Annotated in this window: 13 protein-coding genes; 4 read left to right on the top strand and 9 right to left on the bottom strand. The window is 54.8% G+C overall.

From position 1 onward, the window contains the following. The first annotated feature begins 65 nt into the window (after positions 1–65). The gene (locus tag PUV47_RS02760; protein WP_274216919.1) at positions 66–1,220 is read left to right on the top strand and encodes an MFS transporter; all 1,155 of its coding nucleotides are present in this window, start codon (positions 66–68) and stop codon (positions 1,218–1,220) included. An 88-nt stretch (positions 1,221–1,308) separates the two neighbouring features. Here PUV47_RS02760 and secD read toward each other — a convergent pair whose 3' ends face one another. Together secD and PUV47_RS02770 are read right to left on the bottom strand one after the other, a co-directional pair. Then, a complete protein-coding gene (secD, locus tag PUV47_RS02765; RefSeq protein WP_274216920.1) occupies positions 1,309–3,900 on the bottom strand; it encodes a protein translocase subunit SecD in 2,592 nt (863 codons plus the stop codon). Between the two features lie 115 nt (positions 3,901–4,015). Further along, entirely contained in the window at positions 4,016–4,396 is a 381-nt protein-coding gene (locus PUV47_RS02770; RefSeq protein WP_274216921.1) for a hypothetical protein, read from the bottom strand. A gap of 318 nt (positions 4,397–4,714) precedes the next feature. Between PUV47_RS02770 and PUV47_RS02775 the strand changes: the two genes are divergently transcribed. After that, positions 4,715–5,560, top strand: a complete 846-nt coding sequence (locus PUV47_RS02775) for an SDR family oxidoreductase (protein WP_274216922.1) — start codon at positions 4,715–4,717, stop codon at positions 5,558–5,560. Positions 5,561–5,564: 4 nt separating this feature from the next. On the opposite strand, the gene PUV47_RS02780 is transcribed toward PUV47_RS02775, so the two are convergent. After that, positions 5,565–7,529 carry an alkaline phosphatase family protein gene (locus PUV47_RS02780; RefSeq protein WP_274216923.1) on the bottom strand — a complete coding sequence of 655 codons (1,965 nt, stop codon included), beginning with the start codon at positions 7,527–7,529 and terminating at the stop codon, positions 5,565–5,567. 263 nt (positions 7,530–7,792) lie between these two features. Here PUV47_RS02780 and PUV47_RS02785 point away from each other — a divergent pair, with 263 nt between their 5' ends. Beyond that, the gene (locus PUV47_RS02785; protein ID WP_274216924.1) at positions 7,793–10,282 is read left to right on the top strand and encodes an amidohydrolase family protein; all 2,490 of its coding nucleotides are present in this window, start codon (positions 7,793–7,795) and stop codon (positions 10,280–10,282) included. Positions 10,283–10,489: 207 nt separating this feature from the next. Then, positions 10,490–11,299: a hypothetical protein gene (locus PUV47_RS02790; RefSeq protein WP_274216925.1), complete on the top strand. Its 810-nt coding sequence runs from the start codon at positions 10,490–10,492 to the stop codon at positions 11,297–11,299. A gap of 371 nt (positions 11,300–11,670) precedes the next feature. Here the strand turns inward: PUV47_RS02790 and PUV47_RS02795 are convergent, their stop codons facing one another. The 6 genes from PUV47_RS02795 to lsrA all read right to left on the bottom strand — a co-directional run bounded on the left by PUV47_RS02795 (position 11,671) and on the right by lsrA (position 17,523). After that, on the bottom strand, positions 11,671–12,426 hold the full coding sequence (locus tag PUV47_RS02795; RefSeq protein ID WP_274216926.1) for a ribulose-phosphate 3-epimerase: 756 nt from the start codon (positions 12,424–12,426) through the stop codon (positions 11,671–11,673). Positions 12,427–12,438: 12 nt separating this feature from the next. Further along, positions 12,439–12,735, bottom strand: a complete 297-nt coding sequence (lsrG, locus tag PUV47_RS02800) for a (4S)-4-hydroxy-5-phosphonooxypentane-2,3-dione isomerase (protein WP_274216927.1) — start codon at positions 12,733–12,735, stop codon at positions 12,439–12,441. Positions 12,736–12,840: 105 nt separating this feature from the next. Then, positions 12,841–13,869, bottom strand: coding sequence for an autoinducer 2 ABC transporter substrate-binding protein LsrB (gene lsrB / locus PUV47_RS02805; protein ID WP_274216928.1), 1,029 nt, complete (start codon positions 13,867–13,869; stop codon positions 12,841–12,843). Positions 13,870–13,958: 89 nt separating this feature from the next. Next, positions 13,959–14,966, bottom strand: coding sequence for an ABC transporter permease subunit (locus PUV47_RS02810; protein ID WP_274216929.1), 1,008 nt, complete (start codon positions 14,964–14,966; stop codon positions 13,959–13,961). Then, positions 14,963–16,009, bottom strand: coding sequence for an autoinducer 2 ABC transporter permease LsrC (gene lsrC / locus PUV47_RS02815; RefSeq protein WP_274216930.1), 1,047 nt, complete (start codon positions 16,007–16,009; stop codon positions 14,963–14,965). The genes PUV47_RS02810 and lsrC overlap by 4 nt, the downstream gene beginning before the upstream one ends. Then, positions 16,003–17,523, bottom strand: a complete 1,521-nt coding sequence (lsrA, locus tag PUV47_RS02820; RefSeq protein WP_274216931.1) for an autoinducer 2 ABC transporter ATP-binding protein LsrA — start codon at positions 17,521–17,523, stop codon at positions 16,003–16,005. Before lsrA ends, lsrC begins: the two co-directional genes overlap by 7 nt. Between the last annotated feature and the right edge of the window lie 125 nt (positions 17,524–17,648).

Here is a 17,648-nt window from a genome sequence, read left to right on the forward strand (position 1 = left end):
TGTCATGCGAAACGGCGGGCACTTGCACCGGCAGCGCAATGGAAAATTTCCCGGCCCGTCAAGGAATGAGACTCCCCATTGTTGTCTATGTTTTGGGGCTGACAATCTTTGTCCTTACGACTTCCGAATTCATGGTCGCGGGGATGATGCCCTCCCTGTCTGCCGCTTTCGGTGTAGGCCTGGGAGATGTGGGGTACCTGATTTCGCTCTACGCAGCTGGAATGGTTGTAGGCGGTCCGGTCTTAACCGCGGTGTTGCTGCGCCTGCGTGTCCCGAACAAGCGCGCGCTGATCTCGCTTCTGGGTCTTTATGTGGCAGGTGGCACGATCGCAGCAACCGCTGCTGACTACGAGATTATGGCATTTGCCCGTGTGGTGACCGGGGTGGCGGGATCGGCGTGCTTTGGCGTCTCCCTTACGATATGCGCAGAACTGGTAGCGCCCGACGCGCGTGGGCGGGCATCATCCATCGTACTCGGAGGCCTTATGCTGGCAACGGTCTTGGGCGTGCCGTTCGCCACCATTGTCGACCAGAATTTCGGCTGGCAGGTCAGTTTCTGGATCGTCGCTCTACTCGCCTTGGCATGTGCACTGGCCGTTATGTTCCTTGTCCCTGCATCACGAGTGTCGGCAGGGGTAAGCCTGCGCGAAGAACTCGCCTCGTTTCGAAAAGGACGACTGTGGGCTGCATATGCCACCAGCGGTCTGATCATCGGCGCGACCTTTGCCGCCTTCAGCTACTTCTCGCCAATTTTCACCGAAATTTCGGGCTTCGCACCCGGCGCCATCCCTCTCCTGCTCGCTGTCTATGGCGCGGTTAACGTGATCGGCAACATCGTTGTCGGGCGTTATGCTGATCGCTATACATTCCTCATTCTGATCGGGGGGCTTGTTCTTCTCGCCATCGGGCTTTCGGCGTTCGCTCTCTTTGCTTGGAGCCCGGTCCTCAGCGTTGCAGCGTTTATCGTCATCGGCTTTGTCGGGGTCCCTATGAACCCGGCCATGGTGGTGCGCGTCATGCATGCCGCCCATCCTGGGCCGCTGGTAAACACCGTGCATACCTCCGTCATCAACATCGGTCTGGGCTTCGGAGCTTGGGCCGGCGGCTTGGGCATCGAGGCCGGATATGGCCTTGTGTCTCCGCTCTGGATTGGCGTTGGCCTGGCACTGATTGGCTTGCTCTCCCTTGCCCCGGCAGGTGCAAGGCGGCTTGATCCGTAAGCGACACATTCGACTGCAAGCAGACCACAAGACCCAACGGGGCTCCCTGCCCGCTTTACGGCGGACAGGGAGCGTTTTGTTAAGGCAACTAGGCGCCTTTTGGCTGAAATTCCAATGCCTTTTGCCGTTCTTCCTTGCTGCGGCGATCCACTCCAAGCATGAGCACAATGTTCTTCGCCACGTAAAGTGAGGAATAGGTGCCGATGACCACGCCGAAGGTAATCGCAAAGACAAAGCCACGGATCACATCGCCGCCAAGGACGAGCAGCGCAATCAACGCCACCAGCGTTGTCAGTGAAGTCATCATGGTGCGGCTGAGTGTTTCATTTGCAGAAAGGTTCAGCAGATCGCGCAATGGCATCTTCTTGTAACGGCGAAGGTTCTCTCTAACCCGGTCAAACACCACCACCGTATCGTTGATTGAATAACCAAGGATGGTGAGAAGCGCAGCAACGGTTGTGAGATCCACTTTTAGGCCGAACAAGGCGAAGACCCCGAGCGTGACGACAATGTCGTGTACGAGAGCTGAGACAGCCCCCAGAGCGAACTGCCACTCGAACCGGAACCAGATGTAGACAAGGATCGCAACGATCCCCCCGCCAATTGCCCAGAGCGCGGCGCTGACGAGTTCTGGCGACACCTTGCCCCCGATGCTTTCGACTGAAGAAAAGGAAAGCTCAGGATCAACGCTCAACAGCGCTTCCTTCACCTGTGCCAGTCCCCCTTCGGCGGCCTCGCTGTCCCCAGCAAGGCGGATTGACGCCACATGGTTCGTGGTTGCGCTGTCAGCGGTGAAGACTTCAGAGATCACCACATCCTCATAGCCCAGCTCGGCTAGAGCGCCGCGGTAGGCTGGCAACTGCAGCTCATGCTGTGTTTCCACGCGCATGCTGGTGCCCCCGGTAAAGTCGATGCCCAGGTTAAGCCCGGCGGTGAAGACCAGCACCAAGGCAGCAACGACTGCAATCAGTGAAAGACCAAAGGTCGCCCACTGGACCCGGAAGAAGTCTATGCTCGTTTTTTCCGGTAGATACCGCAGCAGGCCGGTGACCTTGAGCTTGGCCGTGCCGCGCCAATGCAACCAGGATTGAAGCACCAGTTTGGTGACAAACACGGCCGTAAACATGGAAGTCATGATGCCAAGGCCCATGGTGACCGCAAAACCGCGCACCGGTCCAACGCCTAACCAGAACATGAGTCCGGCAGTCAGAAGACCCGTAAGGTTTGAGTCCAGAATTGCTGAGAACGCATGATCGAACCCACGTCCAACGGCCCGCCACGTGTTCTTGTCGGCACGCATTTCTTCGCGAATACGCTCAAAAATGAGAACGTTGGCATCAACCGCCATACCGATAGTAAGCACGATACCTGCGATACCCGGCAATGTGAGCGTGGAGCCGATGAGCGACAGCAAGCCGATCAATAGGGTCATGTTTACGATTAGCCCAAAGGTGGCAACCAACCCGATCGAGCCGTAGCAAGCAACCATGAGCACACAGACCGCGATGATGCCGACTATGGCCGCTTGAGCCCCTGAATTGATGCTATCTTGTCCAAGCTCTGGCCCAACGGTCCGTTCCTCAAGGAAATTGAGCTCGGCGGGCAAAGCCCCTGCCCGAAGCAATGTTGAAAGCTCAACGGTTTCCTTCACCGAGAAATTGCCGGTGATGATACCGCTGCCGCCAGGAATGTGGCCCTGGATGACCGGCGCGGACAGCACCTTGTCATCAAGTACAATGGCAAACGGTGCCCCAACATTTCGCGCAGTGTACTCGCTGAAGGCCCGTGTACCACTTGCATCGAACCGGAACGAAACGGCAGGCTGACTGTTCTGATCAAAGCTTGCATGAGCGTCCACCAACTGTTCGCCCGTCACCACAGCTCTCGGATCGAGCTGGTAGTAGACATCCGGGGTATTGGCTGCTGGCAGCACCAAACCGGTGCTGGCGACGCTGCGGCCCATATCAAGGACTGGATGGAAAGACAGGTGAGCTGTTGTACCAATAAGGCTCTTGAGAGCCTCTGCATCGAAGATGCCTGGCACTTCAATCACAATCCGGTCAGCCCCCTGCCGCACAATGGTTGGCTCTCGGGTACCAGCCTCATCAATACGCTTGCGGATCACCTCCAAACTCTGAGCCACGACGCGGTCGCGCAATTCTTGCAGGCCTGCCTCCGAGTACTTTAGCGTGATGCGGCCGTTTTCCTCTGACACCACAAAGCGCCGGTCTGCGGTGCCGGTAACAAAGCCCTGCGCGTTTGCAAATGTGGTTGCCGCCTGCTTTGCAAAATCAGTGTGGCTTGTGTCTGAAAGCATCAGGCGCAGTTCGCCTTCTGGTGCCTCAAGACGGCGGAAACCGCCGACCCGGTCACGCTGCTCGCGGAGCGCGGTCCGAAGCTCTGGCCACATGGCGTCCATATGGCGTTTTGCAACGCCCTGTACATCTACTTCAGCCATAAGGTGGGCACCGCCGCGCAGGTCGAGCCCCAAGTTGACCAAGCGCGAAGATAGCCAACTGGGCCAGTTGACCTCCTGATTGGCGGCGACGCTCTGCCCCTGCTCTATCAGGTCGTTGTGGCGTTCTACATGAGAGTAAAATGCATTTGGCAAGGCAAGCCAAAGGCACAAGATACAGATGCCCCACACCGTGAGGCGTTTGAATAACGTTGGTCTTTGCATGAAATCCCCATGGCGCAGTTCATTGGCTCAGCCGAGAAAAGCGCCGCATACTCTTAATTTTTTTGAGGTTTTGCCGCCTGCAACAACCGAGATGATCCGTGCAGCGGCTGGGAATTCAAGCGAAAGGTGGTGCGCGGGGTTGGTTGGCTTGTCCGCAGCGTCCAAACAGAACCACTTGATCTGCGGCGAGCTGTAGCTTTTTCCGCAAGAACTGCGGCACCCCATCTGCAAGGGCTACGGCCTTCAGAACAGGTTCAGAGCCGCCCTGAGAAAGCGTGGTCGCCCGTTCATAGCGGGTTTCGGCAAGCTTGTGGCTGGCGTTGGTTCCTGCGGACGGTGAGCCCGCTTGAGTGCTGGCAAGCTCTGCAGTTTGCAATAGTGATCGTGGCCCGGCTGGCAGCTGCCCACCCAGGGCAACCGACAGGACCACAAAGAAGCCAAGGACGGCTTTCAGCGATCGGTTCACTATTGCAAGATCATGTTTCACGAGCGCCATCTACGCGCTTTGATGGGAGGCTGTCAACGCAGTGCTAACGCTGCTCCCATTCAAAGGCCTTATACCCATTACAGGACGGTAGGCCGAATAGGCGCCGGCAAATGGCGACATGATGTTGTTGCTATCAGCTCTTGGGATGTGAACCGCAATGCCTGAAACGTATTGATGCATGAACTCCCGCATCCAGCTGCGCTGTTTTGGTGACCCAAGCCCGGCCAATCCCCACTGCGCAGCTTTATAATGACCAATTGGTCATAATAAATTGACGGGAGGATTGCAGCTGCGCCATAGTGCCTTGCGAAGCGACAAGGAGTAGACATGAAAACCGTCGTAATTGCCGGGGCAACAGGATATTTGGGGCGACACTTGGTGTGGCGCTATCTGGAAGAAGAATGGCACGTGCGTGCGCTGGTGCGCGATGCAACACGCGCAGCTCGTTTGGACCTCGGCCGTGCAGAACTGGTGGAAGCACAGGCCACCAAACCACAGACCTTAAAAGGGGTTCTTGACGGTGCGGATCTGGTGATCTCAAGCCTTGGTATCACACGGCAGCGAGATGGCCTCACTTATCAGGATGTTGATTATCAGGCGAATGCCAATCTGCTTGAGGAAGCCCTGGCAGCGGGTGTTCCCCAATTTGGTTACATTCATGTCATCGGCGCAAAGCTTATGAAAGGCGTTCCGCTGGTTGACGCCAAGCAGGCCTTTGTAGACCGCCTGCAGAGCACTCCAATTCGATCCACGGTGGTCGCCCCTTCAGGCTTTTTCTCCGACATGAAGGACTTTCTGGAGATGGCGCGCGCTGGCCGCGTGTGGCTGTTCGGCGAAGGGTATTTAAAACTCAACCCCATACACGGTGAGGATTTGGCCGCGGCGGTTTTCAACGCGGTAGAAGCAGAACAGCCCTTCTTTGAGGTGGGCGGTCCCGACATTTTTACCCATGAAGAACTGGCCCAGCTCGCCTTTGCGGTAATCGGAAAGCCTCAGAAGATTGCGCATTTACCAGACGGACTTCGGCGCTTTTTGATCAAGATACTGCCGTGGGTAACGCCCGCACATATCCATGGGCCAGCCAAATTCTTTTTATCGGCAATGGGATCCAACATGGTTGGACAGCCAATGGGAACTCATCACCTCAAGTCCTATTTCGAAGAACTGACTTAGGGCACTAGTCCCAACGGGCTTCATTTTCTCTGCGCGAGAAAAACACCTGTTCTCCGGTCGTCAGGAGCTGGCTGATACGTTTCGGGCCGCCGTTCTCGTCAAATTCCACCAGACCTATGCCACTGGCGTTGAGCAAACGACGCCCGTGGGGCATGCCCTCAGGTTTTCGGGGAATGACCTTCATGCCACGGCGCCGTGTTAGCCAGTTTAGTGGTGAGCGTGGTGAATAAAGCCAGCGGTTCAGGTGATCCAGCTTGCTCAGCAGCGACGCGGGAAACTCGTTCTTGATGCCGCTGCTGCAGATCTGCCAAATGTCGGGGCCGCCAGAACGCCCCCGCAACTCCACATCATAGACAAAGGAGTAATGCACATCTCCTGACAGAATGGTGAAACGGTCAGGCGTCTTGCGATGGCGGAAAACATTCAAGATGCCGTCAGCGGTGCCCGGGTGAGCCATCCAGTATTCAGCATCGACCATCAACGGCTTGCCCAAATAGGTCATGAGCTTTTGCAGCGTCTCGATGAGTTTGACGCCAAAGATCGGCGCAGCGGACACAAGCATGACGCTGTCCCTGCCCCTCAGCTCCCGCTGCAGGTCCGTTACCGCTTCCCAGTCCAGCAGACCTGAGGGCTTGTAACCTGCGCTTTCTGAACGCCAACGCCGGGTGCGGGTATCAAGCACAATCAATGGCGGATCTGTTGGCCACAGATAATCCCATTTTTCGAAATCGTAGAGATCGTCCAAGAACGCGTCGTGGGCTGGCGTGCCGGGTGCGGCAAGCGTTTGATGCAACGCCTCCATGTACTTTGGCTCGAACACTTCCGGCCGATTGCCCCAGCCTTGATTGAGCATGTAAGCCGCCAACGCATTTCCGATGATCCGCCGCGAAAACGGATGGCTATATGCCGTCTCTTCCCAATCGCGGTTGAGATTCCAGTCGTCGGTTACATCATGATCATCAAAGATCATAGCAACTGGCAGGTGGGCAAACAGTCGGCGTACCTGCCCCAGCCCTTCCACAAACCCTTCGATCACTTTTCGCTCTTTTTCATAGAGCGCGGCATGTTCTGCACTCAGGTTCTCCGGCGCTTCCAGAGACAGGCCTTGCCAAACTGCAGGCGACCAGATGAGCAGATACATGCACAAAAATTCGGAGAGCGTAATCAGATGGTTGTGGGCGTGATCGGCTGTGAAGATCGGCTTTTCGACACCGCCAAACAACACCATCCAAAGGGCACGGTTTTTCTCCAGATTGGGAAGAAAGTTCTCGCGTTTGTAATAGGTGTCGTGGTGGGCAAAGAGGTCTTCAGCGGTTGGCGGAATCCGACTTTCCAACTCGCCAAGCTTTTCACCGTGAACACCAAGGCGATTTATCAACTGATGGATGGCCTTGAGCATGGGGCCCGCCACATCATCGGCGTAGACCTGATCGCCGCTCATCACGAGTACGGCAGGCCACTGTTCGCGCGCCTTCGGACCTCGGCCAGCTTCCATCAGGCCTTGCAAGTGTGCATCGGCAGCAACAAGTCCATCGCCGCCATCATGGTGAGGCTTGCGGCAAGACCCATGAAGCAACGTCCCTACTCTCGACTTGATCATGAAGCCGGGCAGTTTCTGCCCCTCATAGGTCAGGTCCGGGGCCCAAACCGAATGATCTTGCCAACCGGTCTCCTCGTCATCCTCCATGAGCAACGACAGGCGATAGCTGACCCATTCATCGAGCGGGAGCTGCTTGTCCAGCGACACGTTCACAAGAAGGTAATGAAGATTGGTTCCGGCAGACAGAAGCTGCAGTTCAGAGGTGCCAGGCACCAGTCCGATGGACTGTGGCTCGCCAGACTCCGGATAGAGCTCCAAGCGCACCTTTGCAGGCGCGCGGGTTGCAAGCCAAATGGTCAGTTGCTCTGGACGCATCCGGCGAAGGATCGGACCGGCAAGAACTGGTGGTGTGTACGCGGGATCTGGCATATTCCAATGAAAGTTTTTCAAGACGTGTTTTTATAATGTAGGTGTACAAAATGCGCTAACAACCGTTAGAGCAGAGATAAGCGCTTACAATAAAAACCAAAACTCATCAGAGTATTTACATTATCAATAATTTTAAGATGTAACGAAATAAATTATTACAAAAATAATGACTATATCATAAATGTTATTGATCTATAAAAATCCATAATGAGAAAATGAAGTATTAGCATGCGGTCCGCACACGATTATATACGGAGACCGACATGTCCAACTACAAGTATTTACTGAATAAAACTTCAGCGATTTGCAGCTCCTTACTACATCTCACATTTACTACAGCAGTCAGCCTCTTGCTTCTTGCTAGTCATGCGCCCTCGATGGCGGAGGATAGTGCCAGTATTGAATGGGGGGAAATAAAACTATTTCGCGCAGACGGACAAACACCTGGCCGGATCATTACTATGGTCAATGAACATGATAGGCCGGCTGGCCTGCTCACCGCAGGCGATACGATCCTTCAAACATTTAACAGCACGCAGGAGATTGCAGACTACATCGCACGAATGCCATTACATTTTAGGCGTTTTTTTAAGGTTGTAGACCTGAATGGCAAGACATTGATGCCTGGCTTTGTAGAGCCTCACGTCCACCTGCCTCTGATGGTTAACTTCTCCGCCGGTGCCGATCTTTCAACCTGTCTACCTGAACCCTACCACTACCGTCTTTACGGCGATGACACGATGATGGTTGATGGTCGAGAGGTTTCTACCTGCGGTGACTTTCCAAATTTTAAAGATGACCAAGGCAACTACTTTACGAGCGACGGCTGGCAAGCTGAGAACCCCCACCTAACAGTTCTCGATTGGACAATGACAGTCCTGAATGAAAGCGAAAGTCGCCTGATCGGCGGCAAGAATGGCAAAACCGAATGGATCGTGGGCAATGGAATTGATCCTGCGCGCTTTGGGGTAACCGAAGAAGCGATCGAGATGACACAGGCTTTTCGTCAAAATCCGGCAGTTTCCATTGAGGAAAATGTAAAAGGCGCAGGCCCTGGTGAGTTACCTGTTTTCCTTCTCGACCAATCTGGACACGTTGCCTACGTAAATGGACAAGCGTTCATCGCATCAGGCATTTGCGAACGCTGGCCGTGTGGTCCTGATGATGCCAAAAAGGACCCTCCCGTTCTCGGAAAATGGGCTGTAGGTGATGATGGAAACTACACCGGCCTACTTCAGGAAGAAGATGCATACGCTTTGTTCCTAAAGGCTATTCAGGAAGCAGTCGGGGCTGATGAGAGCAGCCCGTTCTACTTCATGAATAAGAAAGATGGCGTAGAGGCGACTGGCAAAATCGTCCAGAGGATCGCAGAAAAGGGTGTGACCACCTTGATCGATGCGGGCGGTTTTTCCGAGCCAATGATCCAGTATTTGGGGGCTGTTGCCGTCGGCAGCGAAAAGGTTGGCTATGAAGGAAACATGAAGGCCGCTCCCTTCCGCATCCGCACTCTGGTTGCTTCGAACGTAAACCACAGCAACAGCGAGGAAGCCGCCAAGATTGCTGAGCGCTTGTACACCGGGCCATGGCCTGAAAAAGTGACGATCAATGGCAAAACGATTGACAACGAGCTGGGCACCTTTGGCGTCAATGGCATCAAGTTCTGGATCGATGGCTCGACGCAAGGCTGCAGCGCCTTTCTGGTAGATTCTTACGCATCGAATGGGATCTGCACTGAAGCTGGCGAAGGTGTGCATGGCTCTCATGGTGCGAACTACATTGTCTTCGCGAACGCAGCCCATGATGGCACTCAACATCCAGACAACAATGCAGCTGCACTTACTGCTTCCATCTACACCGGACCGGACTCCGATGAGGGCGTGGCCTTTTACAATGCCATGAAGCCCTTTGTTGAGAAGGGAATGCAAATTCAAGTGCATGCAAATGGTGACAAGGCCATGATAGGCGCTGCGAGAACAGCTCAAAAGCTTGTCGAGGATTGCCACTGGAAATTTGACGACGGATCCCTTCCGATGATCTTACACCATGCAACCGTTGGAGGCGGATTTGCGCAGAGCTATGGACGCACCCCTGTTGCAGAGCTGTTGAGCAAAATTCGTGGGGAGACACGAGACGTTGAATGCGACGGCGAGAAAGTCGCGCAAAAATATGACATCGGCCTATCCCATACATCTGGGCACGTCGCCTACTGGGGCGGCGGCTTCTTGAGCTTGCTTGACGGCAAAGTCAACTTTACAGCACTCGGGACAGACAGCGATGAGGAAGGCCGCGCTCCGTGGCTGGATGCAAACAAAGCGGAACTGGGAGGCGACAAAGCATCTGATGAAAGCGCTCAGAACAGCTACGAACCCTTTGACGTTTCGTTTCATAGCGATGCGCCGATTACACCTGTGAGCCCGCTTTGGTATGTTTCCCAAATGGTGACGAGAAATACTTGGACATACCCAGATATCAAGTCCGATGCCAGCTATGAGCTCCCTTCACCGGGCAGCAATCTGGCTCAGAAAATCGATGTTTATCAGGCGCTCAAAGGCATAACCACGATCCCCGCCAAGCAAAATGGTCTTGATCCGTACATTGGGAGTCTGGAACCAGGCAAACGAGCTGACCTCGTAATACTGGACAGTGATCCTCTGTCAGTTAACAAGATGGACCTACCTTACATCAAGGTTTGCGCCACCTACCTCAATGGTGAAGAGTGGAAACCAGAAAAAACGAGCGAAAAGTGTAAATAATAGGAATTTATAGCCATTGTTTTGCTTGAGGAAGAGAGCCCGCAGACGTTGCTGCGGGCTTTTTTCTATTTATAACTTCAACGCATCTGGGTTGTCATTATTTGTCGCCAAGGAGTTTATGGATCTGAAACCATATGGCATACCAGATATCACAGGCTAGCAACCTCTGACGTCTCTCCTGCTGCCATCAACACAAGGAGGTTCGTTATGGCTCCAATCAAATCCCCATTGAAAACGGCTGGCATCTCACTGCTCGCAGGCTTGCTGAGTTTCAGCTCTGCGTTTGCAGAAGGGGCCGTACTTCTTACCAAACAGATTTGTGCGAACCCGGCGGACATTATGGTTTCGCATTGGGCAGCGACAAAGGGCGCTACAGACGTTTTCTTCATGGCAAGCGATGGCACCGTGTCCAAAGTAAAGACTGACAAGAGTTTTGATGACTTCAGCACGGTCTACATTTCCGCCCACAGCAGCCCTGAAAACGTTGGCGGCATCGCTAACGCAGACTTTGCCACATACTTCAAGGCAGCTCACGCCAGCACACCGGAAACCGTGTTCTTCAGTGGCTGCTATACAGGATCAGGAAATGCGCGCAGCAAGCTGAACGCCGAGTATGACGACAACATCAATTCACTATACGGCCCCAAGGGTCCTTGTGCGCTGGTTGGCGATGGCAGCGCCGTGCTCTCGGAAGCCAAGGATCTATACGATGTCACGAATTCGAACAACGCGGGTTTCAACAAGGTCGTCGACAACATCATGAAGATCTGGTCAGGTGATACCAATGCGAGCGAGTACAACCAGACTGGAAAAAACTGGCAAAAGGCCTGTGAAGCATACACAGACCCATTGAATGCGGCCAAGCTCTCTGAATTTCATGATGAGGTGCTGAAGATGTTCGTCACCGACGCCGCCACAGATCCAGAGGAAGACAGCTACAATTACGGCCTTCTGATCAAATGGAACAACGCTGGCACCGCGTTCTCTGTATGCGGCAAAGAGCACGACGCGTGCTGAAACGTTTGCGTAAAATCTTATGAACAAGTCCCGCCAAACCTAACCTCTTGGCGGGCCTTACCTAATCGTAAATAAAAGTATTTATTTTCGCGATAACAGTTATTTAGCTCGATTTTGCAAACAGGATAACGTAAGGTCACCACGTTAGAGACAAGAAGCTTCATGGAAGGAGCTCCCTATGCAGGTCAAGAACCTCGTCTTCACAACCGCCGCCTACGCTGCCATGTTTTCATCAGTCGGCTTTCTTCTCCTCATTACCACAAAGATTATCGGCTAGGATCTGTTCCAAGGACACAGCTCAGAAAAGCTCTCCTGCCCTTTTCCGGACAAGAGAGCCTTCCTATGTGCGTGTCATGAGGTGAAACGCTGGCTCACTCAATGGTTGTGAGGCTCTTCAGGTTGTCAGCAATCGACTTGCCGCTCTTGAAGACCGCACTGCCGCTGACAATGATATCCGCCTGCATGGCCGCGGCCATTGGAAATGTTGTTGGCGTGATGCCGCCGTCTATGCAGACAAGCGGATCAACGCCCGCCTCTCTTGCCATGGTCCGGATCGCTTTGACTTTTTCGGCCGTCGCCTCGTTGGGGGATCCCCCGCTCCAACCCGGATCAACGGCGATCAAGGTCACCATTTCAAGCGATCGTATCACTGGCCGCACAAGCTCTGCTGAGCTTCCGGGGTTGAGGGCAACGGAACGAATAATCTTGCGGTCGCTTTTCGCTCCAACTACGGGCACATCCAACTCGACCAGCGCGCGATGCAAATGGCGGGTGCCTTCTGCATGCACATGAACGATATCCGCACCAGCCGTGATAAATGCCTGAATGTGGCTCAGCGGATCATCCACCATCAGGTGAACGTCCTTGAGCATGGTTGTTTCAGTTGCTTTGACAAGACCGGCGCCCGCTGTCATTTGCGGACAGAAAACACCGTCCATGACATCGTAATGCAAGAGGTTGACTCCTGCCTGCTCCAATTCTGAGACTGCGGCACCATAGGCCATGGCATTGGCCGCCATCAGCCCGACGCTCAAATGAGGAGCAGCGCTGCGCAACCATGCGACCAGAGCTTCGCGGGAGATCAGATCCTGAGGGCCAGGACGTTGGTGTGATGAACCGGATTGCATGAGCTGGGCCCCTTAAACTTCTGGCAGAATGCCTTTAAAGACGCGGTGTGTGCGCGGACCGGTCATAATGTCTTCCAGCTCAGCCTTCACCTTCAGATAATGAGGCGTCTGCTTGTGCGCCAGAACGGCATCCTGGTCGACATAGGCTTCATAGATGGAAAACTTGGTGGGATCTTCCGGGTCTTGCAGAACGTCAAACCGCAGGCAGCCCGGTTCCTGAATGGACCCTTCATGATTTGGGCGAAAGACGCGCAGAAAGTCTTCGATGCGGTCTGGCTTTACCTGAATTTCGACGAGGGTTACGTGCATGGGTTCAAGTCCTTTGCTGCCCGACAAGGGCACAGTTTTTTGACGTGAGGAGGCGCTGGATGCGCCTCCCCTTGCCGATGAGTTGTGGAGATTGAAAAGCCTCGATTAGAAATCGAAGTTGTCGATGTTTTCCTTGTTGAAGACCTGACGTTCTGGCAGCAGGATGATGCCATTGCCGTCAGCTTCGTACTCGTAGCCCTGAACGCTGTTCGGGCTGACTTCGATGGTGCCAACGCCCGGAATGTCCATGGTGTCACCAACGTTCATTGGGCCTTCATTGAGAAGATGCTCAGCAACGAAGGTGGAGATGCGGCCTTGCTTGGTCACGTCCCACAGCCCAAACTGCTTGACGGTGTCGCGCTTGACATAAGGACGCATGACGTTTGGCGTGGAGAAACCAACGATGATCACTTCACCAGCGCGTCCAAGGTTTTCTGCAGCTTGTGCAGCGGCAGGCAGTGCGTTTGCATCTGGCGCGATGATGATGTCCAAATCCTTGTAGGCCTGAAGAATACCTTCACCGGTCTGCAGAGACTTTTGTGCATCATTGTAGCCAAACTGGGTTGTCACGACTTCCCAACCCGGATGCTCAGCTGCGATCTTCTCCTTTGCCGCCTTTACCCAGGCGTTCTGATCGGTCACCGTCGGGCTTGAGTAGAAAAAGGCAACCTTCGCCTTCTCTTCCTTGTGCTGGTCTGCCGCCATATCCACCAGAAGGGTACCAAGTTGCGCTGGTGTGCCCTGATTGATGTAGTAGCTACGGCATTCTGGGTTCACGTCGGAATCCCACGTCAGAACCTTTACGCCACGCTTCATGGCGCGCTTCAGGGCCGGACACAGGCCATCTGGAGAGACGGCGGAAATAGAGATTGCGTCATAGCCCTGATTGGCGAAGGTGTTGATGTACTGGACCTGTCCGGATACCGAAGGTTCGGTTGGCCCATCATAGGTCACGGTCACGCCAAGCTCCTTGCCAGCCTCGACAGCCCCCTGACCGCCGGAAGTGAAGAAGCCAACGCCGACCAGCTTTGGAATGAACGCAATGCGCTTTTCCGCAGCATTTGCGGTGGTGAGCATGGTGGATGCTGCAAATGCCAATGCCAGTGCTGTAGAAATCGTACCTAGGCGTTTCATAGTGTTTCTCCCGAAGTTTGATTATGTAACCCGCATCCCTGCCAGCTCTCCCAGAAGGCGTGCGGACCGTCTCCCATTGGTGCGCTGGATCAGCTTGTCTGCTGCCCAACGCTCTTGAGCACGCGCCACTGGAGGTAATAAGCGCGTCCCATCTCACTCAGGCTGCGCAGGGCAACCACCAACACCAGCAACCCGCCAGAGAGCGCGTTGGAGACGTGACTGGAAACCCCGATGATTTGCAGACCTGTTTGAAAGTAGCCGACCAGCAATGCTGCCAATGCTGTGCCAAGAATGGTGCCAGAGCCGCCGTAGATGCTGGTCCCACCCAGAACCACTGCGGTGATGGCGGGCATCAGCGCCGCAGAGCCAAAATCTGAACGGGCTGAGCCGAAGTAGCTTGCCAGTACCAGCCCCGAAAGCGCTGCCATGATACCGGTAAGGGCATAGGCAATGGTGAGCGTGCGGAACTGAGGCACCCCTGCATACCGTGCTGCCCGGTCGTTCTGGCCGATCAGATAGATGTAGCGACCAAAGCGGGTGCGATGCAGGATGACCATGAAGATCCCGGTCGCCACAAAGAAGATGACAAGCGGAAATGGCAGGCCGAGGACCTCCAGGTTCGCCAATTCCACAAAGCTTGCATCAAAGCCGCTGATGCCCTCATAGCCGGAGGCCCCACCAAGACCGGAAAGAACCAGTGCTGCCCCGCTGAACAAGAAGCTTGATCCAAGCGTAATCACAAGCGGGTTGACCTTGGCCACATGAATGGCCACCGAGTTAAGAACACCGGTTGCACAGCCAACACAAAGGGCACCAAAGCAGGCGATCCAAATGTTGACGCCGTTCACCCAAAGCAGCCCAAGAGTGATCGCTGCAAGCCCCATTACAGCCCCGATGGAAAGGTCAATGCCGCCGGTGATGATCACCAGAGTAAGGGCAAGAGCCACAATGCCGATATGAACGAAGTCGCTCGTTGAAAACAGCAATGTTGAAGGGCGCAGGAAAGCCGGATTGATGGCGCCAAACACCAGAATTTCGCCAATCAGGAGGATAGCCAGCACTGTCTCCCAGCGCTTCAAGAAGTGGAGCCTGTTCATTTGCGCACCTCACCGAGTTCCTTGATGGTTGGAGTTTCGACGGACTTGTCGTTCTGGGCGTCTGTCTCAATGAACTTGCGGTACTTCTGATAACGCAGAGCGGACCCCATGGCTTCGCGGATCTTTCCGTCGGCGATCAGGACCACCAGAAGGATGCCGCCCGCGATCATGTCGTTCCAGAAAGCGTCAAGGCGCAGCATGACCAGAACACTGTCGATGGAGGTCATGAAGTAGGCCCCAAGACCAGCGCCGATGACCGTTCCGGTGCCGCCAAGCAGGCTCACGCCACCCAGGACACTTGAGGCAATTGCGCGCATTTCCATGCCGTTGCCAGCGGTGTTTGGAATAAAGCCGATCTGGGCTGCGAAGATGATGCCGGCAAGAGCTGCAAGAACGCCGTTGATCGCATAAGCAGTGAGCTGAACCTGCCTTACCTTGATACCCAGCAGGCGGGCCCCTTCCCGATTGTCACCAACGGCGAAAAGCGAACGACCAAAGGCGGTGTACCGAAGCCAGCAGTGGGTGCCGACAAGCAGGAACAGAACAATCCATGCAAAGGCTGAGAGCCCCAGAAAGCCTGCATGAGACAGGCCTTTGAAACCCTCCGGCAAGCCTTCGATCCAGCTACCGCTTGTAACCAGATGCACAAGACCGCGATAGAGACCGAGTGTGCCAAGGGTAGCCACGATGGCAGGCACCCGCAAAATGGCAACCATGAAGCCATTGAAGAGACCGCAAAGCAGACCAACGAACAATGCGATGGCAATGCTGGGGCCGATACCGAATTGCCCGTTCATCAGTATTCCCGCCACAGCGGCGGACAGACCCATGATCGAGCCAATGGAGACATCCAACCCGCGGGTTGCCATGACCAGTGTGGCGCCGATGGCAATCACCAGCAGGATCAGGCTGTTGTTGTAGATGGACAGTACCGTCTCGAAGGAGAGATACGATGTATCCACCACCCCCAGCACGACGAATAGCAGCAGGATGATGACCGCAACAGAAGCTTCGCGGTTGGTTTGCAAGAACCGTATCAACATTGTTTGGCCCCCTGTTCTGCGGTAACGCCGAAGGACAGCTGTGCGATGGTATCGACGCTGATTTCCGCTCCCCTGAGCTCACCACCTGGATGGCCGTGATCCATCACCAGAACTCGATTGCTCAAGCGCTGGACTTCTTCATGGTCCGAGGAGATCAAAAGGATGGCGACACCACGCGCGGCAAGGTCATCGATCAACCTGTAGATATCAGCGCGAACGGCCACGTCTACGCCGCGGGTGGGCTCATCAAGGATCAAAACCTTGGGGTTGGCCGCAAGGCATTTGGCCAGAAGGATCTTCTGTTGATTGCCACCGGAAAGAGTGCGCACAGCCTGGGAGGAAGATGCGCAGACAATTCCGAGCGACTTCACATAGTCTTGGAAGCGCTGCTCTTCCGCGCCCAGACGAAGCCATGCGGGCTCGCGGTACAAGACCAGCGAGGATGAGTTCCAGCACAGCGATGCATCGACAAACAGGCCACTGGATTGACGGTCCTCCGGAAGATAGACCACGCCATGGTCAAGGCTCTTGATCGGCGAGGTTTCTGTCAGATCCAAACCGTCAACTGTGATGCGGCCTCGGGCAGCTTTTCGGATGCCATAAAGCGTTTCGGCAAGCTCGGTGCGGCCGGAGCCAACAACGCCCGCCAACCCCAAGACTTCACCCGCATGCAAGCTGAAAGATATATGGGCGAAGCCTTCGCCGCACAGATTTTGAACCCTGAGCACTTCCATGCCTTCGGTGAACTCTGGCCGAGCTTCATCAATCTCGAAGGCAGACTTGCCTTCAATCTGAGTCATGGCTCGCACGATTTCGGCATCAGAGAAGCTCTTGGGTGGGCCTGCGAGCACGACCTTGCCGTCACGCAGGATGCTAACCGTCTCGGCGATCTCCCGAATTTCGCCAAGCTTGTGGCTAATGAAAAAGATGCCGACGCCCTGGGCAGAGAGTGCCCGCATGCGGGTAAACAGCTTGGCCACTTCCCGCGGTGTCAAAGCCGATGTGGGTTCATCCAGTATAAGGATCCTGGCATTGCGAATGAGGCCGCGCAGGATCTCCACCATCTGTTGATCAGCCACTTCAAGCTGGCCAGCTGGTGTGTGCAATTCTAGGGATGATCCGACCTCTTTGATCAGGTCGATCAGCCGGGACTTCAACTCCGCCCGATTGCCGGGCATGTGCATCAGCACATTTTCTTCTACCGTAAGGTTTGGGAACAGCATGGGTTCCTGAGGAACCAGATGAATGCCCAATTGCCGTGAAAGAACTGGTGTTAGATTGTTGGCCTTTACGCCGCCCACATAAAGATCACCGCGATCAACCGGATGCAATCCGGCGATGATTTTCATCAACGTGGACTTGCCAGCGCCATTTCCTCCCAAAAGTGCATGGATTTGACCTGACTCAAGCGTGAGATCCACGCCTTTCAGAACCGACACGCTTCCGAAGAATTTCCAGATGGCATCGGCTTTGATGAGTGTTTCGCGTAGAGTAGACGGTATTTGTTCCGTCATGTCGAACGCACTCCCTGGTTTTGAGCAGTTTCCCGCTATTCTCCCCTATCGCGGAGAGGCTCCCCTCTCCGCGTGTTGTGTCGTTGGGCCAACGGCCGGGCTCCTCAGAGCGGCAAAAGGCAACG

It is taken from the genome of Pseudovibrio exalbescens (assembly GCF_028737195.1).
GTDB classification, from domain to species: Bacteria; Pseudomonadota; Alphaproteobacteria; order Rhizobiales; family Stappiaceae; genus Pseudovibrio; species Pseudovibrio zosterae.

Coding starts and splice junctions, on each gene's coding strand:
- PUV47_RS02760 (WP_274216919.1), top strand. CDS start 66: ATGAGACTCCCCATTGTTGTCTATGTTTTGGGGCTGACAATCTTTGTC.
- secD (WP_274216920.1), bottom strand. CDS start 3,900: ATGCAAAGACCAACGTTATTCAAACGCCTCACGGTGTGGGGCATCTGT.
- PUV47_RS02770 (WP_274216921.1), bottom strand. CDS start 4,396: ATGGCGCTCGTGAAACATGATCTTGCAATAGTGAACCGATCGCTGAAA.
- PUV47_RS02775 (WP_274216922.1), top strand. CDS start 4,715: ATGAAAACCGTCGTAATTGCCGGGGCAACAGGATATTTGGGGCGACAC.
- PUV47_RS02780 (WP_274216923.1), bottom strand. CDS start 7,529: ATGCCAGATCCCGCGTACACACCACCAGTTCTTGCCGGTCCGATCCTT.
- PUV47_RS02785 (WP_274216924.1), top strand. CDS start 7,793: ATGTCCAACTACAAGTATTTACTGAATAAAACTTCAGCGATTTGCAGC.
- PUV47_RS02790 (WP_274216925.1), top strand. CDS start 10,490: ATGGCTCCAATCAAATCCCCATTGAAAACGGCTGGCATCTCACTGCTC.
- PUV47_RS02795 (WP_274216926.1), bottom strand. CDS start 12,426: ATGCAATCCGGTTCATCACACCAACGTCCTGGCCCTCAGGATCTGATC.
- lsrG (WP_274216927.1), bottom strand. CDS start 12,735: ATGCACGTAACCCTCGTCGAAATTCAGGTAAAGCCAGACCGCATCGAA.
- lsrB (WP_274216928.1), bottom strand. CDS start 13,869: ATGAAACGCCTAGGTACGATTTCTACAGCACTGGCATTGGCATTTGCA.
- PUV47_RS02810 (WP_274216929.1), bottom strand. CDS start 14,966: ATGAACAGGCTCCACTTCTTGAAGCGCTGGGAGACAGTGCTGGCTATC.
- lsrC (WP_274216930.1), bottom strand. CDS start 16,009: ATGTTGATACGGTTCTTGCAAACCAACCGCGAAGCTTCTGTTGCGGTC.
- lsrA (WP_274216931.1), bottom strand. CDS start 17,523: ATGACGGAACAAATACCGTCTACTCTACGCGAAACACTCATCAAAGCC.